Annotated in this window: 27 protein-coding genes and 2 pseudogenes; 7 read left to right on the top strand and 22 right to left on the bottom strand. The window is 62.2% G+C overall.

Annotation, left to right across the window (positions count from 1 at the left end):
- Nucleotides 1-13 precede the first annotated feature (13 nt).
- From ACSQ20_RS18535 to argB, 7 genes are all read right to left on the bottom strand, one after another.
- Entirely contained in the window at nt 14-1,012 is a 999-nt protein-coding gene (locus ACSQ20_RS18535; protein ID WP_436022520.1) for a M48 family metallopeptidase, read from the bottom strand.
- Nucleotides 994-2,280 carry an AmpG family muropeptide MFS transporter gene (locus ACSQ20_RS18530; RefSeq protein WP_436022518.1) on the bottom strand — a complete coding sequence of 429 codons (1,287 nt, stop codon included), beginning with the start codon at nt 2,278-2,280 and terminating at the stop codon, nt 994-996. The genes ACSQ20_RS18535 and ACSQ20_RS18530 overlap by 19 nt, the downstream gene beginning before the upstream one ends.
- Nucleotides 2,281-2,320: 40 nt before the next feature.
- Entirely contained in the window at nt 2,321-2,953 is a 633-nt protein-coding gene (gene metW / locus ACSQ20_RS18525) for a methionine biosynthesis protein MetW (RefSeq protein ID WP_436022516.1), read from the bottom strand.
- On the bottom strand, nt 2,950-4,098 hold the full coding sequence (gene metX, locus ACSQ20_RS18520; RefSeq protein WP_436022514.1) for a homoserine O-succinyltransferase MetX: 1,149 nt from the start codon (nt 4,096-4,098) through the stop codon (nt 2,950-2,952). The genes metW and metX overlap by 4 nt, the downstream gene beginning before the upstream one ends.
- A gap of 220 nt (nt 4,099-4,318) precedes the next feature.
- Entirely contained in the window at nt 4,319-5,008 is a 690-nt protein-coding gene (gene slmA / locus ACSQ20_RS18515; RefSeq protein ID WP_436022512.1) for a nucleoid occlusion factor SlmA, read from the bottom strand.
- The gene (locus ACSQ20_RS18510) at nt 4,995-5,750 is read right to left on the bottom strand and encodes a pyrimidine 5'-nucleotidase (RefSeq protein ID WP_436022510.1); all 756 of its coding nucleotides are present in this window, start codon (nt 5,748-5,750) and stop codon (nt 4,995-4,997) included. The genes slmA and ACSQ20_RS18510 overlap by 14 nt, the downstream gene beginning before the upstream one ends.
- 35 nt (nt 5,751-5,785) lie before the next feature.
- Entirely contained in the window at nt 5,786-6,685 is a 900-nt protein-coding gene (gene argB / locus ACSQ20_RS18505) for an acetylglutamate kinase (RefSeq protein ID WP_436022508.1), read from the bottom strand.
- Between the two features lie 210 nt (nt 6,686-6,895).
- On the opposite strand from argB, the gene ACSQ20_RS18500 reads away from it, so the two are divergent.
- The 3 genes from ACSQ20_RS18500 to ACSQ20_RS18490 are packed head-to-tail and all read left to right on the top strand — an operon-like array spanning nt 6,896 to nt 8,948.
- A complete protein-coding gene (locus ACSQ20_RS18500; protein WP_436022507.1) occupies nt 6,896-7,114 on the top strand; it encodes a cysteine-rich CWC family protein in 219 nt (72 codons plus the stop codon).
- A gap of 8 nt (nt 7,115-7,122) precedes the next feature.
- Nucleotides 7,123-8,409 (top strand): ATP-binding protein, encoded by a 1,287-nt coding sequence (locus ACSQ20_RS18495; protein WP_436022506.1) that lies wholly within the window; start codon nt 7,123-7,125, stop codon nt 8,407-8,409.
- Nucleotides 8,406-8,948: a response regulator transcription factor gene (locus ACSQ20_RS18490; RefSeq protein WP_436022504.1), complete on the top strand. Its 543-nt coding sequence runs from the start codon at nt 8,406-8,408 to the stop codon at nt 8,946-8,948. The genes ACSQ20_RS18495 and ACSQ20_RS18490 overlap by 4 nt, the downstream gene beginning before the upstream one ends.
- A 30-nt stretch (nt 8,949-8,978) precedes the next feature.
- Here ACSQ20_RS18490 and ACSQ20_RS18485 read toward each other — a convergent pair whose 3' ends face one another.
- Together ACSQ20_RS18485 and ACSQ20_RS18480 are read right to left on the bottom strand one after the other, a co-directional pair.
- Nucleotides 8,979-10,091, bottom strand: a complete 1,113-nt coding sequence (locus ACSQ20_RS18485) for a hypothetical protein (RefSeq protein WP_436022502.1) — start codon at nt 10,089-10,091, stop codon at nt 8,979-8,981.
- A gap of 31 nt (nt 10,092-10,122) precedes the next feature.
- A complete protein-coding gene (locus ACSQ20_RS18480; RefSeq protein ID WP_436022500.1) occupies nt 10,123-10,590 on the bottom strand; it encodes a cupin domain-containing protein in 468 nt (155 codons plus the stop codon).
- Between the two features lie 139 nt (nt 10,591-10,729).
- Here ACSQ20_RS18480 and tsaA point away from each other — a divergent pair, with 139 nt between their 5' ends.
- A complete protein-coding gene (tsaA, locus tag ACSQ20_RS18475; protein WP_436022498.1) occupies nt 10,730-11,152 on the top strand; it encodes a tRNA (N6-threonylcarbamoyladenosine(37)-N6)-methyltransferase TrmO in 423 nt (140 codons plus the stop codon).
- 57 nt (nt 11,153-11,209) lie between these two features.
- On the opposite strand, the gene hslU is transcribed toward tsaA, so the two are convergent.
- From hslU to ACSQ20_RS18425, 10 genes and pseudogenes are all read right to left on the bottom strand, one after another.
- Nucleotides 11,210-12,547 (bottom strand): ATP-dependent protease ATPase subunit HslU, encoded by a 1,338-nt coding sequence (hslU, locus tag ACSQ20_RS18470; RefSeq protein WP_436022496.1) that lies wholly within the window; start codon nt 12,545-12,547, stop codon nt 11,210-11,212.
- 7 nt (nt 12,548-12,554) lie between these two features.
- Nucleotides 12,555-13,091 (bottom strand): ATP-dependent protease subunit HslV, encoded by a 537-nt coding sequence (gene hslV / locus ACSQ20_RS18465; RefSeq protein ID WP_436022494.1) that lies wholly within the window; start codon nt 13,089-13,091, stop codon nt 12,555-12,557.
- A 253-nt stretch (nt 13,092-13,344) separates the two neighbouring features.
- Nucleotides 13,345-13,764 carry an RNA polymerase-binding protein DksA gene (gene dksA, locus ACSQ20_RS18460; RefSeq protein WP_028203189.1) on the bottom strand — a complete coding sequence of 140 codons (420 nt, stop codon included), beginning with the start codon at nt 13,762-13,764 and terminating at the stop codon, nt 13,345-13,347.
- Between the two features lie 302 nt (nt 13,765-14,066).
- Entirely contained in the window at nt 14,067-15,167 is a 1,101-nt protein-coding gene (locus ACSQ20_RS18455) for a CobW family GTP-binding protein (protein WP_436022492.1), read from the bottom strand.
- Between the two features lie 150 nt (nt 15,168-15,317).
- Nucleotides 15,318-16,148 (bottom strand): annotated as a pseudogene (locus tag ACSQ20_RS18450) (class I SAM-dependent rRNA methyltransferase); the annotation flags it as partial.
- Between the two features lie 71 nt (nt 16,149-16,219).
- Nucleotides 16,220-16,592: pseudogene (locus tag ACSQ20_RS18445) on the bottom strand (23S rRNA (cytosine(1962)-C(5))-methyltransferase RlmI); the annotation flags it as partial.
- A 64-nt stretch (nt 16,593-16,656) separates the two neighbouring features.
- A complete protein-coding gene (xerC, locus tag ACSQ20_RS18440) occupies nt 16,657-17,586 on the bottom strand; it encodes a tyrosine recombinase XerC (protein WP_436022490.1) in 930 nt (309 codons plus the stop codon).
- 52 nt (nt 17,587-17,638) lie between these two features.
- Nucleotides 17,639-18,391 carry a DUF484 family protein gene (locus ACSQ20_RS18435; RefSeq protein ID WP_436022488.1) on the bottom strand — a complete coding sequence of 251 codons (753 nt, stop codon included), beginning with the start codon at nt 18,389-18,391 and terminating at the stop codon, nt 17,639-17,641.
- Nucleotides 18,392-18,467: 76 nt separating this feature from the next.
- Nucleotides 18,468-19,334: a diaminopimelate epimerase gene (dapF, locus tag ACSQ20_RS18430; RefSeq protein ID WP_436022486.1), complete on the bottom strand. Its 867-nt coding sequence runs from the start codon at nt 19,332-19,334 to the stop codon at nt 18,468-18,470.
- A gap of 76 nt (nt 19,335-19,410) precedes the next feature.
- Entirely contained in the window at nt 19,411-20,295 is an 885-nt protein-coding gene (locus tag ACSQ20_RS18425; RefSeq protein ID WP_436022484.1) for a lipid A biosynthesis lauroyl acyltransferase, read from the bottom strand.
- 274 nt (nt 20,296-20,569) lie between these two features.
- Here ACSQ20_RS18425 and metK point away from each other — a divergent pair, with 274 nt between their 5' ends.
- The 3 genes from metK (at nt 20,570) to ACSQ20_RS18410 (ending at nt 23,435) form a co-directional block, all read left to right on the top strand.
- Complete coding sequence (gene metK, locus ACSQ20_RS18420; RefSeq protein WP_436022482.1) at nt 20,570-21,757, top strand: methionine adenosyltransferase; 1,188 nt, start codon at nt 20,570-20,572, stop codon at nt 21,755-21,757.
- Between the two features lie 629 nt (nt 21,758-22,386).
- Nucleotides 22,387-22,848 (top strand): mobile mystery protein A, encoded by a 462-nt coding sequence (locus ACSQ20_RS18415; protein WP_436022480.1) that lies wholly within the window; start codon nt 22,387-22,389, stop codon nt 22,846-22,848.
- On the top strand, nt 22,839-23,435 hold the full coding sequence (locus ACSQ20_RS18410) for a mobile mystery protein B (protein ID WP_436022478.1): 597 nt from the start codon (nt 22,839-22,841) through the stop codon (nt 23,433-23,435). The genes ACSQ20_RS18415 and ACSQ20_RS18410 overlap by 10 nt, the downstream gene beginning before the upstream one ends.
- Nucleotides 23,436-23,488: 53 nt before the next feature.
- Here the strand turns inward: ACSQ20_RS18410 and ACSQ20_RS18405 are convergent, their stop codons facing one another.
- The 3 genes from ACSQ20_RS18405 to ACSQ20_RS18395 form a co-directional block, all read right to left on the bottom strand.
- A complete protein-coding gene (locus tag ACSQ20_RS18405; RefSeq protein ID WP_436022476.1) occupies nt 23,489-24,121 on the bottom strand; it encodes a LysE family translocator in 633 nt (210 codons plus the stop codon).
- Between the two features lie 135 nt (nt 24,122-24,256).
- Complete coding sequence (locus tag ACSQ20_RS18400; RefSeq protein WP_436022474.1) at nt 24,257-24,445, bottom strand: hypothetical protein; 189 nt, start codon at nt 24,443-24,445, stop codon at nt 24,257-24,259.
- An 82-nt stretch (nt 24,446-24,527) separates the two neighbouring features.
- Nucleotides 24,528-25,187, bottom strand: a complete 660-nt coding sequence (locus ACSQ20_RS18395; protein ID WP_436022472.1) for a glutathione S-transferase family protein — start codon at nt 25,185-25,187, stop codon at nt 24,528-24,530.
- Nucleotides 25,188-25,198 lie beyond the last annotated feature (11 nt).

Raw genomic sequence — 25,198 nt, 5'->3', positions numbered from 1 at the left:
TCGGCGCGAGCGGCTACCGGTTGCGCGCGGGTCGGCTCGTCGAGGATTTGACGCCGGCATAGTCCGGCAATCGTTCAGCGGGTATGCCGCGCGCTTTGGCGTAGAGCGCCAGCATATCGGGCAGCCGCTTGATGATGTCGAGTCGGCGCGCCTCGCTGTATGGGTGGGTATGGATGAAGCCATTGGGCTTGTCCGCGCGTGTCGCGGCGGCGAGTTTGTCCCAGAGCGTTACCGCGGCGCGCGGATCGAAGCTCGCACGCGCGGCGATATCGCTGCCGATGACATCGGCCTCGGTCTCGTCGGTCGCGTCGTACTTCATCGGAACGATCGGCGCGCCGATTCCCGATGCGGGCGTTGGCGTACTGTCGTAGTTTGTCACGCCGAAAAGTTGCGGTATCGGATTCGTGCCGAGCAATGTCGGCGGCGCGGCGCCAAGCCGCTCGCGGGCCTGCTCGCGTAGCGCGTGTGCGATTTCGTGCCCGAGCAGCACGCCGAGCTCGTCGTCTTTAAGATGAATGCGATCGAGCAAGCCGCTATAGACGATCAGTTTTCCACCCGGCAAACACGCCATGCCGATTTCGCGCGAACGGACCACGTTCAGTTCCCAGCGCCAGCTCTTGACGCGATCGCTCCACTTATCGGCGAACGGTGCGATGCGTACAGCAATGGTGCGCACGCGTTCGACGCGCGGGTCGCCATCCGGCAGCAAGCGCCCCTCGCTGCGCGCGCGCTCGACGAGCTGCGCATAGTCGGCCGCCGATTGCGCTTCGAGCAGTTGCGACGAAACCGGGTTGCGGAACATCGGACCGTTGCCGAAGTGTAGCGACTCGCCGGGTGAATAGGCGGATGCCGATGCAGCGGCGGGCGGCACGCTTGCATTGCTTGCGCCAGTGAGTGCAACGGCAGCGACAACATGCGCGGGCAGCGCCGCGCAGGCAAGCGCGGGCCCGAGCACAGCCGCCGCCCAGCGTCTGGCTGCGCGCATCGCGGTTTTTATGCGCGCTGTCGCCATGGCGCGATCTTTGGCAACAACAGCATGCCGGGCACCGCGAGCACGGCGCATGCGATGAAATAATCGAACCAGCCCAGCTTCGCGACGATGAAGCCGCTTCCCGCTGCCGCCAGCGTACGCGGCACGGAGGCCAGGCTCGTGAAGAGCGCGAACTGCGTCGCGGTGTAGCGCGGGTCGGTCGTGCTGGCGATATAGGCCGTGAACGCGGCCAACGTCAGCCCGGTGGCGAACGTCTCGAACCCATAGATGAGTGCGAGCCCGGCCGGCGACGGCCCGAGCTTCGCGAGCCAGGCGAAGCCGAGCGTGGAGACGATCTGCGCGATGCCGAAAATCCATAAGCCCCGCGCGATACCGATCTTCACGAGCCACGCCCCGCCGACAATACCGCCCGCGAGGCTAGCCCAGAATGCGGTGGTCTTGGCAATCACGCCGATTTGGGTCTTGTCGAAGCCCACATCGAGAAAGAACGAGGTCGACAATGTGGTCGCCATCGTATCGCCGAGCTTGTAGAGAAAAATGAACGCAAGCACGACGAGCGCCGTCTTCCAGCCATCGCGCGAGACGAATTCGGCCAGCGGCTGCACGATGGCTTCGCGCAGGTTCTTGGGCGGCGTGCCGTGGACTTCCGGCTCGCGCACGACGAGCGTGAGCACCATGCCCGGCACCATGAACGCGGCCGTGACGACGAACACGGTCGTCCAAGGTAGATGGTCGGACAGGATCAGCGAGAGCGAACCGGGAATCAGCGCGGCCACCTTGTATGCGTTCACGTGGACGGCATTGCCCAGCCCTTGCTCCGTATCGGCGAGCAGCTCACGGCGATAGGCGTCGATGGCGATGTCCTGGCTCGCGCCGAAGAACGCGACGAGCGCGGTCAGCGCGGCCACGGTCCAGATCGCCTCGCGGGGCGAAAAAAAGCCGAGCGAGGCAATGGCGAGCGCGACGAGCAGTTGCGTCGCCAACATCCAGCCGCGCCGCCGCCCCGGGCGCCAGCCGGGCAGGCGCGGCACGTAGCGGTCCATCAACGGTGCCCAGACGAACTTCCAGGTGTACGGAAATTGGATCAGCGCGAAAAGGCCGATTTCCTTCAAGTTGGCGCCTTCCGAGCGCAACCAGGCCTGCACGAGATACACGAGCGTAAAGAGCGGCAATCCCGACGTGAAACCGAGAAAGACGCAGATCAACATGTGCCGGTTAAGGAACGCCCGCCAGCCGGGATGCTCCTCGTGAGCGCTCAGCGCAGGAGGCTCGTGCGGCGGGTTCGGCATATCTCGTTTGATGATCGGTCCTCGTTTGACTGGCGCAGCTTCAAACGGAGGACGATGCCCCCGGCCGACTGCGTTTGACGCGATAGACCGCAAGACTACCACGCCAGTTCGCCCCCCAGCGCACCGTGCGGCCGTCGTGCAGCGCGACGCGATCGAGAATTTCGATCCCGACCTCGGGCGCGAGCGCCTCGAAGTCTTCGATCGTCAACACGCGCACGTTCGGCGTGTTGTGCCACTGATAAGGCAGCGCCTTCGACACCGGCATACGGCCGCCCAATACCGACAGGCGGTGCGGCCAATAGCCGAAGTTCGGAAACGAGACGATGCATTCCTTGCCGACGCGCACCGTCTCGCGCAAAATCGCGGCCGTCTGGTGAATCGTCTGCAGCGTTTGCGAAAGAATCGCGAAATCGAAGCTGTCGTCTTCGAACAGACGCAGGCCGTCTTCGAGATTCTGTTGAATGACATTGACGCCGTGTTTCACGCACGCGAGCGCGCCGGCGTCATTGATCTCGATGCCGTAGCCGCGCACGTCGAGCTCCTGGGCCAGCAGCGCAAGCAGCGAGCCGTCGCCACAGCCGAGGTCGAGCACGGTCGAGCGCGGCTCGACCCAGCGCGCGATCGCACGAAAATCGGCTCGCGTGGAGAGTGAATCGATGGCGGTCTGATTCATGCGCCCACCTCCTCGGCAATGCGTTCGAAATAGGCGCGCAGCAGGTTGTGATAGCGCGCGTCGTCGAGCAGGAAAGCGTCGTGCCCGTGCGGGGCGTCGATTTCCGCGTAGGTGACCTGTCGTTTGTGATCGAGCAACGCCTTCACGATCTCGCGCGAGCGTGCCGGCGCAAAGCGCCAGTCGGTCGTGAAGCTGACGATCAGATATTTCGCGCTCGTATGCGCGAGCGCGGTGGTCAGATCGCCGCCGAATGCGCGGGCCGGGTCGAAGTAATCGAGTGCCCGCGTGATCAGCAAATAGGTATTGGCGTCGAAGTAATCGGCGAATTTGTCGCCCTGATAGCGAAGGTACGACTCCACCTCGAATTCGACATCGAAATTGAAGTTATAGGCCGCGTCGGCCGCGCCGCTTTCGCGTCGCAAGGCCCGGCCGAACTTGGTCGCCATGTCGTCGTCGGACAAATAGGTGATATGGCCGATCATGCGCGCGACGCGCAGCCCGCGCCTCGGCTTCACGCCGTGCGCGTAGTAGTCGCCGCCATGGAACTCGGGATCGGAGAGAATCGCCGAGCGCGCCACCTCGTTGAACGCGATGTTTTGAGCCGATAGCTTCGGTGTCGATGCGATATCGATGCAGTGCGCGATGCGCTCGGGGTACATCATGCTCCAGGCCAGCGCCTGCATGCCGCCGAGGCTGCCGCCCATCACGGCCGCGAAGCGCTCGATGCCGAATGCGTCGGCCACGCGGGCCTGCGCGTTGACCCAATCTTCGACCGTGATTACCGGAAAGCTCGCGCCGTAGGGCCGTCCCGTCGCAGGGTTGATGCTCATCGGTCCGGTCGAGCCGAAACACGAGCCCAGGTTGTTCACGCCGATCACAAAAAACCGGCGCGTGTCGAGCGGTTTGCCCGGCCCGACGAGGTTGTCCCACCAGCCGATGTTTTTCGGCTCGTCGGCGTACATGCCGGCGACATGGTGCGAGGCATTGAGCGCATGGCACACGAGCACCGCGTTCGAGCGCGCGGCGTTGAGCGTGCCGTAGGTTTCGACCATCAGGTCGTAGCCAGCCAGCGCGCTGCCGTTTTGCAGCGCGAGCGGCTCGTTGAACTGCATGCGTTGGGGCGCGACGATACCGATCGATTCCATTCATTCCGCCTTCTGACTGGGCGGCTAAACGGTGTCGGCTGTGCGCGAAGGAAAGGACAAATGCGCCGCTGACGACCTCTTTAGCCGCATTTGTACTGAACCCTCCGAGAGGTTCGCGCGCCCGCAATCAAGTCGACAAATCGGCGCGCAGCGGGGTGCTCGAACGAATCGAGCCGGCCCGACGCTAACGGCAGAGAATAGCCGAAAACGAGGGCTCGCGCTATTGGAGAATCAGGCGGAGCTGGGCGTCGGCGTGCTCGGCCGGCGCGCGCGTGAAGCCGCTTCTTGCATAGCGGTGCCAGCGCCCAAGCACGTAGCTCATCAACAAACTTGCCCGCACGGCGGGATCGTAGTCGGCCGGCGGTACTGTGGCACCGGTGCTTGCGCCCTGGTTGGCTTCCATCAGCGCGAGCCGCAGGCACTGTTTGACCGACGCCTCCACGCGTTCGAGCATTTGCGTCACGCGCTCCGATAGCCGTTCGCGCTCGCCAACGAGCGCCTCGCCGGTCAGCACTCGCGTCATACCCGGGTTTTTTGCCGCGAAATTAAGCAGCATCGTGGCAATTGCGCGGGCTTGCAGCATGCCGTTCGGCTCTTTGGCTGCGATCTGGTTGATGAGTCCGAAAAAGGTGGTCTCGATGAATTCGATCAGCGCCTCGAACATCTGCGCCTTGCTCGCGAATTGGCGGTAAAGCGCCGCTTCGGAGACGCCGAGCCGCGCCGCGAGCGCGGCCGTCGTGATTTTTTCGCCTTTGGGCGATTCGAGCATCGACGCGAGCGTTTGCAGGATATGCACACGCCGCTCGCCGGGTTTCATGCGCGGCCCGCGGCCGGATTGGGCGGGCTGCGCGCCAGTCTCGCCGTCCGGCACGTCCGGGATGATGGCTTCTGGCCGTTCAGTCGACTGCATGTGCGCTCCTCGAGGTGGCCCGACGAAGCGATTTTAACGAACGAATCCGCCGATCGACGTAATGTGGCCGCCCCGTACCCGGCATCCGCGCATTCGATTGCTTCGCCCGTGCGGGCGCGACCAAATGTCCGACGATCCAAACGGTGCCGATGCCGAGGCGCCGATAACGCTTCAGATGCCCACGCGTGTCTTCGACCAGCACCGCGTCGGCGAGCGGCACCTGCGCTTCGCGCAGCACATGGCGCAGCATCGCGATGTCGGGCTTCGCGTGCCACTGACCGCGCCGGCACATGTGTTCGATCGCGATCACGCGCTCGAACAGGTGCTCGATGCCGAGCTCGTTCAGCACGGCGCGCGCGTAAGTCTGTGGTGCGTTGGTCAGCACGAGCTTGCGGCCCGGCAGTGCGGCAATCAGCCGCGCCAGGCCGCGCTCGGCGCGCAGCATCGCGCGCAGATCGGGCATCGTGTGCACGACACGCAAAAAATCGTGCGGATCGATCGGATGATGGCGCGCGAGGCCGAGCAGCGTGGCGCCGTAACGCCTGACATAGCCGAGCCGCAGGCGATCGGCCTCGGAGCGTTCGACGTTGAGCGCGTCGATGATGTAGCGCGTCATCGCCTCGTTGATTGCCGGAAAAATCGCGTGCGAGGCGCGATGCAGCGTGTTGTCGAGATCGAAGAGCCACACCGGGCCGGGGGCGGTATGGCGGGGCCTGCGGCGACGCGAGAGAGGTCTGGGCATGGGAGGGAGGGGCACGGCGCGCGCCGCGCCACGCCTCAATGTGAGCGGATCATCGTACCGAACGGCTGCTCGGTCAGAATTTCGAGCAACACCGAGTGTTCGATGCGTCCGTCGATGATGTGCACCGAATGCACGCCGCTTTTGGCCGCGTCGAGCGCCGAGGCGATCTTCGGCAGCATCCCGCCCGAGATCGTGCCGTCGGCAAAGAGGGCATCGATTTCACGCGCGGAGAGATCAGTGAGCAGATTGCCGGCCTTGTCCATCACGCCGGGGATGTTCGTCATCATGACGAGCTTCTCCGCATTCAGGACGACCGCCAGCTTGCCGGCGACGAGATCCGCGTTGATGTTGTACGACAGCCCGTCTTCGCCGAAACCGATCGGCGAAATGACGGGGATGAACGCATCGTCTTGCAGCGCGCGCACGACGGCCGGGTTGATCGCATCGACCTCGCCTACCTGCCCGATATCGATGTACTGCCCCGGGTTATCGCGGTCCGGCATCATCAGCTTGCGGGCGTGGATGAGCCCGCCGTCCTTGCCGGTCAATCCGACGGCGTGGCCGCCAAAGTGGTTGATCAGGGTGACGATGTCTTGCTGCACTTCGCCGCCGAGCACCCACTCGACGACCTCCATCGTCTCCTCGTCGGTCACGCGCATGCCTTGGATAAAGGTGCCTTGCTTGCCGATTTTCTTGAGCGCTTGATCGATTTGCGGACCACCGCCATGCACGATGACCGGATTGATGCCCACCAATTTCAGCAAGATCACATCGCGCGCGAAGCCTTGCTTGAGCCGCTCTTCGGTCATGGCATTGCCGCCATATTTGATGACGACGGTCTTGCCGTGGTACTGACGGATATAAGGCAATGCCTCGGCCAGTATTTCAGCCTTCAGGCTGGGCGAGATATGGGCGAGGTCGAGAGGCTCGGACATGGCGGCAAGCTCGGCGGGCAACGGGGTTGAAACGGGCCGGTACGGCGCGAAAACAGGGCGAATTGTACAGGACTGAGGGCACGCGCCGCGGTTTTTGGTCGCAGGCGCAACGGCCGCACGGCCTTGGCGGCCAGTGACGCATGCGGCATGCCATGAAGGCTGGCATGATGCACGTATCATTCGTATTTCTGGCGGTTACCGGCTTTTGCCATGAGCTTTTCGACCCACGTCGCACCCGAGCGGGCACAATCGCGTTGCCCGCGCTGCGGGGCCGCGTTCGAATGCGGCCGCGAAGCCGGCCGCACCGGCTGCTGGTGTGCCGACGCACCGAAAATCGACGCGGCGCGGATCGTGCCCGGCATGCCCTGCTTATGCCCGCGATGTCTGGCCGCGCGGCCGTCTTCGCTCTCCTCCCATTCCACCGGTTGAATGTGCCGATGTACCGTTTCACCAATACTGGCCGCGTGAATCTGAGCCATCTTTTCTGGCTGCGCTGTCTGGCAATCATCGGCCAGCTCGTTACGATCGCCGTCGTCGAGCAATTTTTCGGCGTGCATCTACCGCTGCCGGCGATGCTTGCCATCATCGCGCTCGAGGCCGTTTTCAATGCGCTGACCTGGCTGCGCGTGGCGAGCGCAAGGCCCGAAACGGATCTCGAACTGCTCGGCCAATTGTGGGTCGACCTCGCCGCCCTCTCGGGCTTGCTGTTTTTGTCGGGCGGCACGACCAACCCGTTCGTGTCACTTTATCTGCCCTCGCTGGCGATTGCCGCGGCGGTGCTGCCATGGCGGCACATGATCTGGCTCGCCATCTTCGCCATGTGCTGCTATGTCGCGCTCGGGTTCGATTCCGTGCCGCTCAACATGGATAACCCCGCGAACCTGTTCGATTACTACCGCGCGGGCATGTGGGTCAACTTCATGGTGAGCGTGGGCTTGATCGCCTGGTTCGTGGCGCGCATGTCGAGCGCGTTGCGCGAGGGCGACGCGGCGCTCGGCGAAGCGCAGCAGCGTTTGCTGCGCGATGAACGCGCGGTGGCGCTCGGCGTGCAGGCCGCGACCGTGGCGCACGAAATGGGCACGCCGCTTTCGACGATCGCGATGCTGACCGAAGAGTTGCGCGACGCCGCGCAGCGCGACAAGGGGCTCACGCCCTACGCGGCCGATCTCGATGTGCTCGAGCAACAGCTGACGCTCTGTACCTCTGCGTTGGCCCGGCTGCGCACGCGAGCCTCGGTTTCCTCGCAACGCGAAAAGCTCGATGCGTGGCTCGCTGGGTTTTCCGAACAGTGGCGCTTGCGCCATCCTCACGTGCACTATGAGCGACTCGCGACGCCAAGCACCGACGCGTGGCTCGAAGACACGACCGCCGTCGGCCAGATTCTGACGATCTTGCTCGACAACGCCGCACGTGCGAGCCGCGACAGCGTGACGCTTGCCGCGCGGGTCGCCGACGGGCTGATCGAATTCGAAGTGCGCGACTGCGGCCGCGGCATTGCGCCGGGGTTGCGCTCGCAGCTTGGCGCGACACCAGTGGACAGCACGCTGGGCGGCCATGGGGTGGGGCTTTATCTCGCATTCGCGGCCGCTGCGCGTCTGGGCGGCTCGGTCGAGCTGCTCGATAGCGAGCCGCACGGAACGCGGGCTATCTTGCGCGTGCCGGCGGCTGCCGGTGCTTCATCATCACCATCCGATTCATCCGATTCAAGGGAGACCAAACGATGAGCGATTCGAACTTTCTCGTCATCGACGACGACGAAGTCTTCGCCGGCGTATTGGCGCGCGGCCTGACGCGTCGCGGCTACAACGTCTATCAGGCGCACAACGCGTCCGACGCGATCAAGCTCGCCAACGAGCACCGGTTCGAGCTCGTGACGATCGACCTGCATCTGGGCGGGGATTCCGGCTTGAGCCTCGTGGCGCCGCTGCGCGAGTTGCAGCCCGATGCGCGGATGCTCGTGCTGACGGGCTATGCGAGTATCGCGACGGCCGTGCAGGCGGTGAAGGACGGCGCTGACAACTATCTTGCGAAACCGGCCAACATCGAATCGATTCTCGCTGCGCTCAAGGAGGAAGCGAGCGCCGAGCAGGCCGAGGCTGCGATCGAAAGCCCGGCGCTGCTCTCGGTTGCACGGCTCGAATGGGAGCACATCCAGCGCGCGTTGGCCGAGAACGGCGGCAACGTTTCAGCGACGGCGCGCGCGCTGAACATGCACCGGCGCACGTTGCAACGAAAGCTCGCGAAGCGGCCGGTGAGGCAGTAGAGCGCACGCGCGTGTTCTGCTAGCGCATGATTACGTCGCGACAGCAAGGTTCGGTAGCGCTGTGGAGGACTTGACCGGCGGGCCGATGACATCATTCTCGATGGCATAGACGTAGAGCGCGGGTTGGTCCTTCGCGCAAGCGATCAAAAGATTTGAACCGGCTCGGGCAAGCGTGAAGTTCGCCGAACCGCAGTCTTGATGATTCTTCTGATCGATGCTGCCATTGCTCGGCGCGATCACGTACGCCCTCACCTGGCCGGACACGCTTGCGCCGGCGGCCGTGGCCGCGCTATAGCCGAGGTAAAGATATGCTCCGCTGCTGCCGGCAATCAACGTGGGATGTTGGGGTTTGAACCTTAGTTCATACGCGTTCGAGGTCGGGGATGCCGCCTGAAATTTCCCCGCGTTGACTTTATAAGTGACGATCTGCGACGTGCCGTCCGCTGTTGTGGTGAGCGCGAACACGTACTCGGGCGTCGCAGCCAGCGCCTCGATCGGGCCGTCAACGTTCATTTCATCGATTTGATCGACAGTGCCAAACGCCGTGATCTGGAACGAGGAGATCGTCGAGATAGCCGTCTTATCCTTCCCGGTGTTGATCACTGACGCAACGTACACAATATCCAAGCCGTTTTTGGAGGATGCGGCCGTGGGCATTGCTGTCGGCGCGACGCGGGAAATGGTCGTACTGCCGCTATTACCTAGTTGATTTCCGGTGTCGAATCGGTAGCCGTTGACCAAACCGACTCGCAGGTCTTCCGTTTTTGCGCCGATACCGGCCACGTATACAACACTTTGTTTATTGGCGCTGCATGCGGCGGCTAGTGGCCGGCTCGGCAAAGTGAGGTCAGGTGCGTCGCCGCCATACTCATGGAGCACGCCGTTTTTCATGTCGTAATAGACGTCGATACGAGCGTTGGAACCGCTAGCGTCCGCGCCCACAATGGCGAACAGATACTTCCCGTTCCATTGAATGAGCTGCGCGCCCTTCGACGGAGTCGGCGTTGTGCCCGGTACGGCTTTGCCGTCATCTCCGATCGTGTAAGGGGTGATGTTTTGCTTGTCGAGAATGAAGGCAAGGCTGCTCACTGGGGAACTCCTACGTGCCGGGGGAATGAGGGGATTGTAGGTATCGGGCGGCACGCCATGCCTATCAGAACGAATGGGAGGATCCTCAGTGCTGCTTTGCCGCTGCTATGAATAGCAACACACTGCACGGGCTATCTGTCGAGTTGTTCCATCCGTGAAGCGTGGACCGCTGGATGAAGATGTCACCCGTTTTCAGCGTGACTGCGCCTGCTTCCAGAACGGCCTCGATCTGCCCAGACAGGACGACCGCGAAGTCGATCGTCGGTGTGGCATGCAACGCATATTCGCTATGCGCCGGGAAAACAATATGGCGAACATTGAACCCGCCCAGATTCGATTCGATGTTCGGGCCGAGTGTGTGAGTATTCGCATCGGTGGGAATGTCCAACGATGTCGGCAAGCGGCTCGCCTTCCATATATCGGTGATGCGTATGCCCTGGCATTCCGGATAGTCTTTATAAGAGGATATGAGAGCATCACTCGTTATAGTAGATTTACCGGCCGCATCGCAGCCGCTGATAACTAATCGCGGCATTTCAACTTGATTGTCCATGACGCTAGATAGTCCGTCGTTTCGAATGCGGTATCGGGGATTGTAGATAGCCGGCTTGCAGCCATGCCTATACGAACGAATGGGCTCATTTGGCAATCGCCCCGTACAATGCGAAGTCTCACGCTTCGGAGGCTTGGCAATGACGCCGCAGTCAAACGAATACATGCTGTCGCCGATCGGCTCTATCCGCTCCGCGCTTGCCGAGCTGGCGGACGCACCGCGTCAAGGCGTCGAAGGTGCGCCGGACGCTTGGCTCGAACTCGACCCCCGATACAGCGACGGATTGCAGGGCTTGGCGAACGGCGACGAAATCATCGTCGTTACCTGGTTTCATCGCGCCGATCGCGGCAAGCTGCTCGTGCATCCGCGGGCCGACCACGAGCAGCCGCTCAAAGGTGTATTCGCGACGCGCGCGCCGCATCGTCCCAATCCGCTCGGCTTACATCGCGTGACGGTGCGCGAGATGCGCGGCCATCGTCTGTTGATCGGGCCCATCGAAGCGATCGACGGCACACCGGTTCTCGACATCAAGATCGCGATCGCAACAGACGATCAGGCTTAAAGCCAAGCAATGACGGAGCACGCCATCGGCATTAGCCGAAGGCGCGCGGTGGGATGATCAAAGCACGTAACGCGACAAATCCTCGCTTTGCGCGACATCGTCGAGCGCGCGATCGACATACGCCGCATCGATCGTCACTTTTTCCCCCGCATGATTGCCGGCCGAAAACGACACTTCCTCGAGCAGCTTTTCAATCACCGTATAAAGCCGTCGCGCCCCGATGTTCTCGGTGCGCTCGTTGACCGAATAGGCAATCTCGGCCATGCGCCGAATGCCGTCGTCGACAAATTCGAGCTCGACGGCTTCGGTGGCCAGCAGCGCTTGATACTGCTTGACCAGACTCGCATCGGTTGCGACCAGAATCGATTCGAAATCCTGCACGGAGAGCGAATCGAGTTCGACGCGAATCGGAAAACGTCCTTGCAACTCGGGAATCAAATCGCTCGGCTTCGATAGATGGAATGCCCCGCTGGCGATGAACAGGATGTGATCCGTCTTCACCATGCCGTAACGCGTATTGATCGTCGTGCCCTCGACGAGCGGCAGCAAATCGCGCTGCACGCCTTGACGCGAAACCTCGCCGCCGCCGACGTCGCCGCGCGAAGCAATCTTGTCGATTTCGTCGAGAAAGACAATGCCGTTTTGCTCGACATTTTGGACGGCCTTCGCCTTCACTTCTTCCTCGTTGAGCATCTTGGCAGCCTCTTCATCGGCCAACACCTTCAGCGCTTCCTTCACTTTCATCTTGCGGCGCGCCTTTTTCCCGCCGCCGAGATTCGCGAACATCGAGCGGATCTGTTCGGTCATGTCCTCCATGCCGGGCGGCCCCATGATGTCCATGCCGACCTGAGGCAGTTCCACGTCGAGCTCGATCTCTTTATCGTCAAGCAGCCCTTCGCGCAGCCGCTTGCGGAAGGTCTGCCGTGTGGTGTTGCCTTCCGCAGATTCGCTTCCCGGCGAGCCGAAACCGACGGGACGCGGACTGGGCAGCAAGATGTCGAGAATGCGGTCTTCGGCCTGGTCTTCCGCCTGCGAGCGCACCTTGCGCATTTCGGTTTCGCGAGTTTGCTTCAGCGAAATTTCGATCAAATCGCGCACGATGCTATCGACATCGCGTCCCACATAGCCGACCTCGGTAAACTTCGTCGCCTCGATCTTGATGAACGGCGCATCGGCAAGTTTCGCAAGCCGCCGCGCGATTTCCGTTTTGCCGACGCCAGTCGGCCCGATCATCAAAATGTTCTTCGGCGTGATTTCCTGGCGCAACGGTTCGGCCACCTGTTGCCTGCGCCAGCGGTTGCGCAGCGCAACCGCCACAGCCTTCTTCGCGTTGCCTTGCCCGATGATGTGCTTATCGAGTTCAGAGACGATCTCTGCCGGGGTCATGGTACTCATCGTGTCCTCACTCGATCGTTTCGATGATGCGGTTATGGTTGGTGTAAATGCACATGTCGCCGGCAATCGAGAGCGATTTCTCGACGATCTCACGCGGGGACAGATCGGTGTTGTCGACCAGCGCCCGGGCCGCAGCCTGCGCGTAGGCGCCGCCCGAACCGATCGCGCAGAGGCCGCCCTCCGGGTCGAGCACGTCGCCGTTGCCGGTGATGACGAGCGTCGTCACCGCATCTGCCGCGATCAGCATGGCTTCGAGGCGGCGCAGCATGCGGTCGGTGCGCCAATCTTTGGCGAGTTCGACGGCCGCACGGGTGAGATTGCCCTGATGTTTCTCGAGTTTCGCCTCGAAACGGTCGAGCAGCGAGAACGCATCGGCCGTGCCGCCCGCGAAGCCGACGAGCACGTTGTCGTGATAGATCCGCCGGACTTTCTTCGCACCGCCTTTCATGACGATGTTGCCAAGCGTGACCTGGCCGTCTCCGCCCAGCGCGACCTGGCTGCCGCGCCGCACGGAAACGATTGTCGTGCCGTGAAATTGCTCCATGCTTCGTTCCTTCAAAAAACGTCAAAAGCGCCGGCCGCGCCAAAGGGCGCCGCGCGGGCGAATTGGGGGGGGGCGGGCGACTCGGGCGTGCCCGTTCGACGCGCGTCGAATTCATTTTAGGGCGCACGCGGGTTTATCAAGGGCGAAGCGCGCTTTGCGCGCGCAAAAACAAAAAGCGCGCGGTAATCCGCGCGCCTCGTGATGAAGCAGCGTCAAGACGCGCGGCCGTTACCGCCGCGCATCGTCTGGTGGTTCAGTCGCCGAACAGCTTCTGGCGCAATTCCCGGCGTTCCTGCGCTTCGAGCGACAGCGTGGCCGTGGGGCGCGCGAGCAGACGCGGAATGCCGATCGGCTCGCCCGTTTCCTCGCACCAGCCGTAATCGCCCGAATCGATGCGCGCGAGCGATTGCTGCACCTTCTTGAGCAGCTTGCGTTCGCGGTCGCGCGTGCGCAGCTCGAGCGCGTGCTCTTCCTCGATCGTCGCGCGATCGGCCGGATCGGGCACGATCACCGTTTCGCGCAGGTTCTCGGTCGTTTGGCCGGCATTGCGGAGAATTTCCGCCTGCAACTGTTCGAGCCGGTTCTTGAAGAAGGCGAGCTGATCTTCATTCATGTAATCCTTGTCGCTCATCTTCAGGATTTCGGCTTCGGTCAAGAGTCGTTTGGTCGTCATCTGCGTGCTTCTTCATATGTGAGGCAAAACCCATACATATTGCCTGCACTTTCGTATTACCCGCAACCAGCGCACCGAGGGCGCAGATGCGGGGCCGAACTCCTCTGGAAACCGATGATGCCTGGGATGCTCGTTCCCGTTTCCTTCTCATTCTCCAGCGGGCACGTATTGTAACTGAATCGCCATTTCGCGCCGCAACAGAGAAAACCCTGTTGTAAAGGCCTCTTAGCACGAAAATATACCGCTGGAATTCATAAAAAGCGAACCTCCGACGCGTAGCAGGTGGGCGTTATCGCACGCAATCAGGCCAAGCACGCGTCCAAGCCGTCGGTAATCAGGTCCTGCGGCAAATCGATGCCGATAAACACCATCTTGTTCGTCTTCTTCTCCACGGGCAGCCATTTCGCGGCCAGATCGCTGCCCATCATCTGATGCACGCCCTGGAACACGACCTTGCGGTCGACGCCCTTCATATAGAGCACGCCCTTGTAGCGCAGCAGCCGCTCGCCGTAAATCTGCAGCACACCGCCGAGAAAATCCTCGAGCTTGTTCGGATCGAACGGCCGGTCGTTACGGTAGACGAATGACTTGATCCGGTCATCGTGATGCGCATGGTGATGGTGGTGTTCATGTCCATGCCCATGTTCGTGCCCATGTTCGTGCCCATGTTCGTGCCCGTGTTCGCCGTGTTCGCAATGGCCGTGATCGTGGTCGCATTGCGCATGGTCGTGTGCTTCGTGCGCGTGGTCGTCTTCGGCCAGGAAGTCAGGGTCGATCTCGAGCTTCGCATTGAGGTTGAAGCCGCGCAGATCGAAGATTTCCTTGATGTCGGTTTCACCGAAATTCACGACCTTGATTGTGGCTCTCGGGTTCATATGCACGAGCCGATGGCGCAAATCTGAAAGCGTTGCCTCGTCGACGAGGTCGGCCTTCGTCACAAAGAGCCGATCGGCAAAACCGACCTGGCGCTGCACCACTTCGTGCTGGTCGAGCTGCGCATTCGCGTGTTTGGCGTCAACGAGTGTGATGATCGCGTCGAGCAGGAATTCGTCGGCGATCTCGTTATCCATGAAGAACGTCTGGGCGACCGGGCCGGGATTCGCCAAGCCGGTGGTTTCGATCACCACGCGGTCGAACGCGATTTCGCCGGCGCGCTTTCGCGTTGCCAGGTCGCCGAGCGCGCGTGCGAGGTCACCGCGGATCGTGCAGCAAATGCAGCCGTTGCTCATCTGCACGATTTGCTCGGCTTCGCTCTGTACGAGGATTTCGTTGTCGATGTTCTCTTCGCCGAACTCATTTTCGATCACGGCGATCTTCATGCCGTGTTTTTCGCCCAGGATGCGCTTGAGCAGCGTAGTCTTGCCGCTGCCGAGAAAGCCGGTCAGGATGGTGACGGGAATCATGGAGTTAGCCTGTTGATCTGTCGATCTGATGATCGGGAAAATCGGGGCCGGTGCAAAACCGGCCGCTCAACTAGATATTGAAGCATACCTGTCAAGGCCCCCGCCGCGCTCGGCGCGCGAAAAGCCTGTCGGGCTCGCAAATGAGGGCGCTCACACGATTTGCAACAGCAGCCCTTTCAAATACTCGCCCTCGGGAAACGACGCTAGCAGCGGGTGATCGACGCCGGCCCCAAGCCGCTTGAGAATGCGGGCCTCGACGCGCGCATCGGCCGCCGCCGCGGCGACGATCGCCTGGAAGTGTTCCGCATCGATCGCGCCCGAGCACGAATAGGTGAAGAGCAACCCGCCCGGGCGCAGCAGGCGAAACCCCGACAGATTGATGTCCTTGTAGGCCCGCGCCGCCCGATCCACATGCTCGCGCGCCGGTGCGAATTTCGGCGGATCGAGCACGACGAGATCGAATTGCTCGCCATTGTCGACCAGGCGGCGTAGCGTGCGAAAGGCGTCGGCGTCGAGCCATTCGGCCCGCGCGGCGTCAAAACCGTTGGCGCTGACGTTCGCCTGCGCCAATGCGAGCGCCTCGCCCGAGGAGTCGATCGATACCACGCGCCGTGCGCCACCCGCCAGCGCGGCGAGCGAGAACCCGCCCGTGTAGCAAAAGCAATTGAGTACGTCGCGATTGGCCGCGTACGCCTGCACGAGGGCACGGTTGTCGCGCTGATCCACGTAAAAGCCCGTTTTATGTCCGCCGCGAACGTCGACGTGGTAGCGCACGCCGTTTTCGCGCGTGACGAACGTTTCGGTCGGTGCGGCGCCCGCCAGCACGCCTGTCGTTTGCTCAAGCCCTTCTTTTGCGCGGATCGACACGTCCGAGCGCTCGTAGACGTTCGGGCAGCCCGTCGCGCCTACGAGCGCGGCCACGATTGGCTCTTTCCATGCTTCGACGCCGGCCGCCATGAATTGGCAGACGAGCTGTCCGGACGCGGCGGCGGGTTCGCCCGGCTCGGGCAGCTGATCCTCGTTTGCAGGTTGGCTTGCCGATGAAGCGAAGCCCGCTGCCGCCGGGGCGGCGACGTAGTAGTCGACGACGAGCCCCGGCAGCCCATCAGCTTCGCCGAATATCAGCCGCACCGCGCCGGTATTGCGCACGAACGATCGCCGGTGTGCGAGCGCGCGCTGCACGCGGCGCTTGAAGAACGCGTGGTCGATGGGCTGCGCTTCATCGAAGCTCCATACGCGCAGGCGGATCTGCGAGTGCGGGCTGTAGGCGGCGCGCGCAAGAAAACGGCCGTCGTGGCTGCGCACGATGACGGTGGCGCCCAGCGCGGGCTTGCCCTCGACGTGCTCGATCGCGTTCGCATAAACCCACGGATGGCGGCGCAGCAACGATTTTTCTTTGGACGGCTTAAGCGTGACGGTATGCATGGGAAGTCGAGAAACGGATGGGCCAGCGGGCGCTGACGGTAGATCGGCTGACGGAGCTCAGTCCTCACTCGCGCTTTTTCGCGCGCGGGTGCGCCTTGTCGTAGATTTGCGCGAGGTGCTGAAAATCGAGCGAAGTATAGATTTGCGTCGCAGAGACGCTTGCATGCCCGAGCAGCTCTTGCACGGCCCGCAGGTCGCCGCTCGATTGCAGCAGGTGCGTCGCGAACGAGTGGCGCAGCACGTGCGGATGGACGTTGGTGGGAATGCCGGCGACGAGCGCCGCCCGCTTGACGCGCTCGCGCACGACGTTCGGCGACATCCGCGCGCCGCGCACGGAGATAAAGAGTGGATGCGGATCGAGCTTCACCCATTGCTCGCGCACCGCGAGCCAGGCTCTAAGCGCGTCGATGGCTTTGCGGCCGACCGGGACCGTACGCTGTCGCTTGCCCTTGCCGAGCACCCTGACCTCGGCGGCAGTCAGATCGAGCCAGCCGGCCGAGCGATAGCCATCGCTCTGTGCGAAGGCGACATCGAGCCCGACCAACTCGGCAAGCCGCAGCCCCGACGAGTAAAACAACTCGAGGATCGCGTGATCGCGCAGCCCTTCCGTGTTCGCGGGCGTGCCGGCTTCCATCAAGGCGGTAGCGTCGTCGACGGACAACGCCTTGGGCAGACGCTTGGGTTGCTTCGGTGCCCGTACGGTCGCCACCGGGTTGGCCGGCAGATCGACGCGCTCGGCGAGCCACCGATAAAACGCGCGCCAGGCCGACAGGCGATGCGCGATCGAGCGCGGCCCCAGCCCGCTCGCATGGGCGCGCGCCACGGCGGCGCGGATGTCGCTTGCCGTGAGGCTTGCCAGCGCGCGTTCGCCGGGTAGCGCCGCAAGCACCTCGAGCTCATGAGCGTAGCTGCGCAGTGTGTGCTCCGAGAGCCGTCGTCCGTGCGTAAGGCTCGTCAGATAGGCGGCGATCAGTTCGGTGTCGGCGGGCTGCACGGAAGCGGTCGCGAGCGGTGAGGGTGATGTAGGCGGCGTAGGCGGCCGATGCTCAACGCGCGAGCAAGCGGCTGAGCGCGGCGCTTGCGAGCGTGCCGATTTGCATCAGGAAGTCCGTCGCCATGCCTTCGTGAAAGCGACGCGCATCGGGCGAGCCCATCACGAGCAAGCCGAAACTTGGCGCGCCTTCGCCTGCCTGCGGATCGCGCAACGCCAGCAGCGCCACCGATTGAACGCCGCCTTGCGTTTCGCTCTGAGCGCCGGCCGCCGTTTCGCTGCCGCGGTCGCCGGCGCCGCCTGCCTGCGCAGGCACGGCGGCAACCGCGACGGCGCCAAGCCATTGCGCTGCTTCGAAGCCAGTGTTGGCACCGCAATACGGCGCCGTCAGACTATTGGCGAAGATGCGGACTTCCCCGCCGACTTGCCGCGCGAATTCCGCGTTCGCGTACGGTTCGGCCACGTCCCACAGGCGCAGCGCCGCATGCGGCACATCGAATATGTCAGTGAGGCCGTGCGTCACCGTGCGCGGCAATGCGTAAGCGTCGCGCTCGGCGATCACGCGCGCGGTCCAACGGTTGAATTTCGCTGCGATGCTGTCGTTTTCGTGACCATAGCGCACGAGCTCGGCCAGGCGCCGTTCGAGCAATTTATTCTTCTCGCGCAGCATTTCCATCTGTCGTTCTTGCAGCGAGACGGCAGCTTTGCCATGCGGGTTGGCGAGCCGCACCGCGGCAAGCAGTTCCGCATGCTGCGAGAAGAACTCGGGATGGGCGAGCAAATATTCGACGACTTCGCGATCGGTCATGGTTCGGCAGTTAAGGTCAAAGAAGTGCGGACAGAAAAAGCGCGGACCCCACGGCCGTGCCACCTTTGTTCATTCTTTAATCGGCCAGCTCGATCTCGCCCCGAAAGACGGTGACCGCCGGGCCGGACATCATCAGCGGGGCCGCCTCGTCGCGCGCGCCGTCCCAGGCGACAGTCAACGGGCCGCCGTGCGTGTGAACGGTCACCGGCGAATCGAGTCGCCCGCGCCGGATGCCCGCGGCGACCGCGGCGCAGGCGCCCGTGCCGCAGGCAAGCGTTTCGCCGGCCCCGCGTTCGAACACGCGCAGCTTGATCTCGCGACGCGAAACGATCTGCATGAAGCCGGCGTTCACGCGCTGCGCAAAACGAGGGTGGCGCTCGATTGCAGGGCCGACCGCCGCGACGGGATACGCCTCTACGTCGTCGACGAGCGCCACCGCATGCGGGTTGCCCATCGAGACCACCGAGATGTCGAGCGCATGCTCGGCCGCGCTCAAGGCCCACAGCGTGTCGGCGCCGTCGGGGCGGCCGTCAAGCCCGCTTGCGTCGAACGGCACGCGCGCCGGATCGAAGATGGGCCGGCCCATGTCGACGACGACTTCGCCGTTGTCTTGCATCGTCAGCGTGATCAGGCCGCCGTGCACTTCCACTCGCACGCTGCGTTTGTCGGTAAGCCCTGCGTCGCGCACGAACTTGACGAAGCAGCGCGCACCGTTGCCGCAGTGCTCCACTTCGCCGCCGTCGCAGTTGAAGATGCGGTATTTGAAGTCGGCGTCGGGACGTTGCGGCCGCTCGACGAGCAGCAGTTGATCGGCGCCGACGCCGAAATGGCGGTCGGCCAGGGCGCGCACCTGCTCAGCCGTCAATGAAAGCGCATGCGTGTAGCCGTCGAGCACGACGAAATCGTTGCCCGCGCCCTGCATCTTGGTGAATTCAAGTCTCATGATGGACGCTATTGTAGGCGAGACGGGGCGCATTCCCGAGTAAGGGCTTCGCCCAACTCTGGGCCGGCGAGCTGCATCAATAAACGCTCGGCATGCCGGGCGGACGGGTTTTGAAGCGCTTGTGAATCCAGTAATACTGCTCGGGTATGCGCGGAATCTGCTCTTCGAGGAAGGTGTTCATGCGACGCGCGTCGGTGTCGTCGTCGCCGCTCGGATAGTCGGGCCAGGGCTTGAAGACCTTGAGCCGGTAGCCTCGGTAGTTCGGCAGCACTTCGCCGATGAATGGCACGACCTGCGCGTGCCCGACTTTCGCGAAGCGGCCTACGGCGGTCAGCGTGCAAGCCGGCACGCCGAAGAACGGCACGAAGGTCGAATTGCGCATGCCATAGTCCATGTCGGCGCCGAGCATGACGGGCTTGCGATCGTGCAGCCAGCGCAGCACGATGCGCGCGCTGTCGGCGCGGCTCGCCATATCGGCGCCGAAACGACCGCGCGCTGCTTTCGCGACATCGTCGAGCAACGGGTTCGAGATCGGCTGATACAACGCACCGCAGCGTCGCCGCAAAGCGTGGTTGAGAAACACCGAACCGGCTTCGATGCCGACGAAATGCAGACCGAGCAGCAGCGTAGGCGGCATGTCGGGATCGGTCAGATCGATCTCGCTATCGACTTGCACGATTTTTTCGAGCTTTTCGACCGATCCGAACCATTGCACGCTGCGCTCGACATAACTGCGAATCGCATGGCGGAAGTGCTTTTGCGCAATGTCGTTGCGTTTTTCTTCGCTCCATTGCGGAAAACAGAGAGCGAGATTCGTATGTACGACGCGGCGGCGCCCGCTTGGAACTTGATAAAGCAGCCAACCGAGGGCGTCGCCGACGCGTGCGACGAAACCGTACGGCAAAATCGCGAAAAACTTGAGCAATCCGATGGCGAATAGTGTGCCGGCGCGGCTCAGCATGGGTGCTCCCACTGAAATGCGGGGCGGGCGTTATCGATATCGTAGGAAAGCATTGAAAAAACCGGACAGTGAAGAGGGTGAATCACGGCCGAACTCTGTGATATTTGAACAAAGCCGTTATAATACGACCTTCGCCGAGTTAATAGACAACTTGCGGGGCGAAGCCACAGCGCGCTACCAGCGTCGCTGCGGTGTGGAAATCCGCTAAAGCGTCGCCGCTTCAGGCTCCCGAAGCTGGCTACGTGAAAACAACCGTAACCATGGAGTCTGAAAAGTGGCAAACGACTATCTCTTTACTTCCGAATCCGTCTCCGAAGGCCATCCCGACAAGGTCGCCGATCAAATCTCGGACGCGATTCTCGACGCAATCTTCACTCAAGACAAATACTCGCGCGTCGCGGCGGAAACGCTCTGCAACACGGGTCTCGTCGTGCTGGCCGGCGAAATCACGACGACGGCCAACGTCGACTACATCCAGATCGCCCGCAATACCATCAAGCGCATCGGCTACGACAACACCGAGTACGGCATCGACTACCGCGGCTGCGCGGTGCTCGTCGCCTATGACAAGCAGTCGCCCGATATCGCACAAGGCGTCGACCGCGCGCATGACAACAATCTCGATCAAGGCGCGGGCGATCAAGGCTTGATGTTTGGCTACGCTTGCGACGAAACGCCCGAGTTGATGCCGCTGCCGATTCACCTTTCGCACCGTCTGGTCGAGCGTCAGGCGAGCCTGCGCCGCGACGGCCGTCTGCCCTGGCTGCGCCCCGACGCGAAGTCGCAGGTGACCGTCCGTTATGTCGACGGCAAACCGCATTCGATCGATACGGTCGTGCTCTCGACGCAGCACTCGCCCGATATCGATTTATCGGTGCTGCGCGAAGCCGTGATTGAGGAAGTGATCAAGCCGACGCTGCCGGCCGAGCTCGTGAAGGGCGACATCAAGTTTCTCGTGAATCCGACCGGCCGCTTCGTTATCGGCGGCCCGCAAGGCGATTGCGGCCTGACGGGGCGCAAGATCATCGTCGATACGTACGGCGGTGCCGCGCCTCACGGCGGCGGCGCATTCTCGGGCAAAGATCCCTCGAAGGTGGATCGCTCGGCGGCCTATGCGGGCAGGTACGTGGCGAAGAACATCGTGGCGGCGGGGCTCGCGTCGCGCTGCTTGATTCAGGTGTCTTATGCGATCGGCGTCGCGCAGCCGACCTCGGTCATGGTCAATACCTTCGGTACGGGCCGCGTTTCGGACACGACAATCACACAGCTCGTGCGCGAGCATTTCGATCTGCGTCCGAAGGGCATCATTCAGATGCTTGACCTGCTGCGCCCGATTTACGAAAAGACCGCGGCTTATGGTCACTTCGGCCGTGAAGAGCCGGAATTCTCGTGGGAAGCAACCGACAAGGCGCTTTCGCTGGCGCAAGCGGCGGGTACCGAGGCGGTGGCGGCGGTGGCCTAAAGGCTGCGCAGCACTGACGCGTGAAGGACTAGCAACCCCCGTTGCGGCGCGTCGCTATCCGTACCACAAAGGTGTTGGTTTTTGAGCTAATTAATGCTGAGACCCGCGTCCCAAAGGGGATTGCGGGTCTTTTTCTTGCCGGAGATATTTCCGGGAGATGGCGGCGCACGATTTCTCGACGTTGAGTCCGAGCATGGCGGGCCCGGAAAATGAGCTTCGAGACCAGACTCGCTTCCGAAAGACAGAGCAAACCGGCCGAGGGTGAAAGAATTTCGGCGGAGGAAATCCAGAGCTATGACCAAGTGCTACATGTGCAAAGCGTCAATGTTCGGGCGTTCTTATATCGGACCGGGCGACCGACATTCGAAGCAACTTGCCTAGGAAGCCGCTGGCTTGCAGTGCAGCAAATCAGAGGGATTTGCTTCTGCAAAATGAAGTAATTGTGTGAAATTTGATGTTGTATAGCGAATTCTTTGCTTTCTTATGATAAACCAAGTGATTCCGCCCTGCGTCACTATGTCGACGCAATACACAACCTACTTGCTTCACTTTAGTGAATCGGTATATTGATATTAGCTTCACTATAGGCTATCATTTGTTTCGTTCTTGATAGCCTATAGGCTGGCAAAATGGATTCCAGAATGAGGCAGCTGCGGCTTGAGCAGGTCCAGGCGTCGGTCGCAGCGTACTCGGATTTGGCCAACCGTCGGCCCCCGCCGCGTGGATGGCTGAAAGCCATCCGAGAGTCGTTAGGGCTCACCGAGCGACAGCAAGCCGACAGGTTAGGCATTACCGGTTCGACCCTGCACAAATCGGAGTTGGCGGAAGCTGAGGAACGAATCTCGCTCGGACAACTGCGCAAGTTGGCTGACGGGCTGAACTGCGAACTGGTCTATGCTCTGGTGCCCAGAAAGCCACTGACTCAAGTGGTCGAAGACCGGGCGCGCTCAATCGCCCTACAGGAAGTGAGTGGAGTGGCGCACACCATGAGTCTAGAAGACCAACGTCCGGCAACCGACCGACTTCGCAAACAGGTTGAGCAGCGAACGGCGGAACTACTCCGGGGCCGCTGGTCCGACCTATGGCGATAGATTTAGACGAACAGGACGGCCAGACACCGCTCGACCCTGACGAGCTTGCAGGGCTGATACCGACGCACCTGGCCACCAAGGGCGACCTGAATGACTGGGAGCAGGAGAACATCCTGCAAGCCGTGCAATGGGCTCGCCGTCAACGCAAGGTCGATGTCCTCAGTGAAGCGTTCTGTCGCAAGCTTCACAAGAAAATGTTCGACCAGACCTGGTCGTGGGCAGGCACCTTCCGTAAGTCCGACAAGAATATCGGATGTGACTGGACGCAAGTCAGCGTCAAACTGAGAAACCTTTTCGATAACATGCAGTGGTGGGTCGACAACGGCACATTCCCGCCCGATGAGATTGCCGCACGATTTCACCACGAGCTAGTGTGGATTCATCCCTTTCCAAATGGCAATGGTCGACACTCACGAATGATGGCCGATGCGCTCTTACGCAGCATGAAACAAGAGCCGTTTTCGTGGGGCGGCGGCGGGACATTGGTTAAAGCGGATAACGCCCGGTCGGATTACTTAACCGCCTTGCGTGCGGCGGATAAAGGTGACTACAGTTTGCTCTTAGTCTTCGTGCGCAGTACTGCTTAGCCGTCGCATTTTGTGGTGCGGGTAGGGCGCGCCTTGGCGGGGATGTTATGCATTCATGCGCTGTGACGACGATAAAGCGCGAGCGAGCCGGCCAGCGCGATCAGCATGCCGCCGCAGGCGCGTTCGAGCCACCGCGCGCCAGATTGCCGCAGCACGCGGATGGCCCGCGCGCCGAAAAGCGCATAGCCAAACATGACCGAAAGATCGAGTAGCGCGAACGTGACGGCGAGCGTCAGATATTGCGGTGCAAGTGGTGTCGACGGTGCAATGAACTGTGGCAAAAACGCCGAGAAAAACAAATAGCCCTTCGGGTTCGTCACGGCGGTCAGGAAACTCTTGAGAAAGATGGCACGATTGCGCTCGCCTGCGTGCGTCGGCCCCGTTTGCGCCATCTCGAACGTACCCTCGGACATCAACAGCCGCACCCCGACGTAGGCCAGATAGGCTGCGCCGACCCACTTGACGACGGCAAACCAGAACGCCGAGGCGGCGAGCAACGCACCCAGCCCGAGCGCCACGGCGAAGATCAGCACGAAGTCAGATGCGACAGCCCCCGCGAACCCGTAAGCTGCGCGGCGCAACCCATAGCGCGAGCCATTCGTCAGCGCGAGCAGCACAGTCGGCCCCGGCGTGGCAATGCCGACGAACGCGACTGCGGCGAAAATGAGCAGCGTGGTTTCATGCATGGTGGTCCGCCTTGGAGATACAAACGAGCGAACCAGTATAGGGCGAGCCCTTCAGCGAGCTGCGCGGCGATGCGGAACTCGTGCGGCTGCTGCGGCGCTCCGACTACGGAGAGCCGCGCACTGGGCGTGAGATGTTCAGCCGTCTTCGCCGACTTCGGCCGGGTCCGGCAACTCGGGCTGCTTCGGACGGTCGCGTTGCTGCTCGGGGTCCTCCGGCGGCCGGGTGGGCGCTTTGCGCGGCGGGGTTTCATCGTCGGACCCGGCGCCGCGGGGAAAGCGCCATACGGCGTCGGTTTCGGATAGAGGGGATGATGGCACGGGCATAGTCGGCTCCTCGGTCTCGATGTTGCCTGCAGTGGCGCATCGCACGTGCCGGAGCCCCCCGATCGATCTTGATCAATTGTGATCAATCGCGATCAGGCGCGCCGAGCGGGAAAAGCGGCCGATAGGGGCGCGCTTCGTCGACGGCCCGTGCGAACGAAGGGCGCGCCAGCAACCGTTTCCGGTACGCGATGACATGCGCGAACGATGGATCGATACGATGCGTCCAGTCGGCGTAAAAGAGGAATGGTGCGGCGCCACAATCAGCTAGGCTGAACGTGTCGCCGGCCGCCCATTCCCGTTGGGCCATCCTTTTGTCGAGCCAGGCATAAGCGGTTTCGAGTTGTTCGCGTGCATCGGCCACGCCGCGGGCGTCGTGCTCGCCGTCGGGGCGCAGCGAATCGAACACGATTTTCTGCTGCGGAGTGGAAATGTAATTATCGAAGAAGCGATCCATCTGGCGCACTTCGAGTGCCGCGCGCGGATCGGCCGGCAAAAGCCGCACCGGCCCCGGATGATGGAGACCAAGATATTCGATGACGATACTGGCCTCCGTCACGACCTGTTCGCCGTCGACGAGCAAAGGAAAGCGTTTGATCGGCCAAAGCGCAGCGAATTCCTGCAGAACTTGCGGCGCTTCTTGCGTCAGGGCTCGCCATTCGAACGGCGTGCCGTTCTCGTACAGCGCGACGAGGACCTTTTGCGAATACGAAGAAAACGGATGGGCGTAGAGTTTCAAAGACATTGCTGTACCTC

Origin of the sequence: Trinickia sp. LjRoot230, from assembly GCF_964253315.1 — a bacterium.
Taxonomy (GTDB): Bacteria; Pseudomonadota; Gammaproteobacteria; order Burkholderiales; family Burkholderiaceae; genus Trinickia.
The sequence above is the reverse complement of the archived record's forward strand: the minus strand, read 5'-3'. Positions and strand labels throughout refer to the sequence as shown.

Excerpts from the sequence above, each read along its gene's own strand:
- ACSQ20_RS18535 (WP_436022520.1), bottom strand. The coding sequence starts at position 1,012 with ATGGCGACAGCGCGCATAAAAACCGCGATGCGCGCAGCCAGACGCTGG.
- ACSQ20_RS18530 (WP_436022518.1), bottom strand. The coding sequence starts at position 2,280 with ATGCCGAACCCGCCGCACGAGCCTCCTGCGCTGAGCGCTCACGAGGAG.
- metW (WP_436022516.1), bottom strand. The coding sequence starts at position 2,953 with ATGAATCAGACCGCCATCGATTCACTCTCCACGCGAGCCGATTTTCGT.
- metX (WP_436022514.1), bottom strand. The coding sequence starts at position 4,098 with ATGGAATCGATCGGTATCGTCGCGCCCCAACGCATGCAGTTCAACGAG.
- slmA (WP_436022512.1), bottom strand. The coding sequence starts at position 5,008 with ATGCAGTCGACTGAACGGCCAGAAGCCATCATCCCGGACGTGCCGGAC.
- ACSQ20_RS18510 (WP_436022510.1), bottom strand. The coding sequence starts at position 5,750 with ATGCCCAGACCTCTCTCGCGTCGCCGCAGGCCCCGCCATACCGCCCCC.
- argB (WP_436022508.1), bottom strand. The coding sequence starts at position 6,685 with ATGTCCGAGCCTCTCGACCTCGCCCATATCTCGCCCAGCCTGAAGGCT.
- ACSQ20_RS18500 (WP_436022507.1), top strand. The coding sequence starts at position 6,896 with ATGAGCTTTTCGACCCACGTCGCACCCGAGCGGGCACAATCGCGTTGC.
- ACSQ20_RS18495 (WP_436022506.1), top strand. The coding sequence starts at position 7,123 with ATGTACCGTTTCACCAATACTGGCCGCGTGAATCTGAGCCATCTTTTC.
- ACSQ20_RS18490 (WP_436022504.1), top strand. The coding sequence starts at position 8,406 with ATGAGCGATTCGAACTTTCTCGTCATCGACGACGACGAAGTCTTCGCC.
- ACSQ20_RS18480 (WP_436022500.1), bottom strand. The coding sequence starts at position 10,590 with ATGGACAATCAAGTTGAAATGCCGCGATTAGTTATCAGCGGCTGCGAT.
- tsaA (WP_436022498.1), top strand. The coding sequence starts at position 10,730 with ATGACGCCGCAGTCAAACGAATACATGCTGTCGCCGATCGGCTCTATC.
- hslU (WP_436022496.1), bottom strand. The coding sequence starts at position 12,547 with ATGAGTACCATGACCCCGGCAGAGATCGTCTCTGAACTCGATAAGCAC.
- hslV (WP_436022494.1), bottom strand. The coding sequence starts at position 13,091 with ATGGAGCAATTTCACGGCACGACAATCGTTTCCGTGCGGCGCGGCAGC.
- dksA (WP_028203189.1), bottom strand. The coding sequence starts at position 13,764 with ATGACGACCAAACGACTCTTGACCGAAGCCGAAATCCTGAAGATGAGC.
- ACSQ20_RS18455 (WP_436022492.1), bottom strand. The coding sequence starts at position 15,167 with ATGATTCCCGTCACCATCCTGACCGGCTTTCTCGGCAGCGGCAAGACT.
- ACSQ20_RS18435 (WP_436022488.1), bottom strand. The coding sequence starts at position 18,391 with ATGACCGATCGCGAAGTCGTCGAATATTTGCTCGCCCATCCCGAGTTC.
- dapF (WP_436022486.1), bottom strand. The coding sequence starts at position 19,334 with ATGAGACTTGAATTCACCAAGATGCAGGGCGCGGGCAACGATTTCGTC.
- ACSQ20_RS18425 (WP_436022484.1), bottom strand. The coding sequence starts at position 20,295 with ATGCTGAGCCGCGCCGGCACACTATTCGCCATCGGATTGCTCAAGTTT.
- ACSQ20_RS18415 (WP_436022480.1), top strand. The coding sequence starts at position 22,387 with ATGGATTCCAGAATGAGGCAGCTGCGGCTTGAGCAGGTCCAGGCGTCG.
- ACSQ20_RS18410 (WP_436022478.1), top strand. The coding sequence starts at position 22,839 with ATGGCGATAGATTTAGACGAACAGGACGGCCAGACACCGCTCGACCCT.
- ACSQ20_RS18405 (WP_436022476.1), bottom strand. The coding sequence starts at position 24,121 with ATGCATGAAACCACGCTGCTCATTTTCGCCGCAGTCGCGTTCGTCGGC.
- ACSQ20_RS18400 (WP_436022474.1), bottom strand. The coding sequence starts at position 24,445 with ATGCCCGTGCCATCATCCCCTCTATCCGAAACCGACGCCGTATGGCGC.
- ACSQ20_RS18395 (WP_436022472.1), bottom strand. The coding sequence starts at position 25,187 with ATGTCTTTGAAACTCTACGCCCATCCGTTTTCTTCGTATTCGCAAAAG.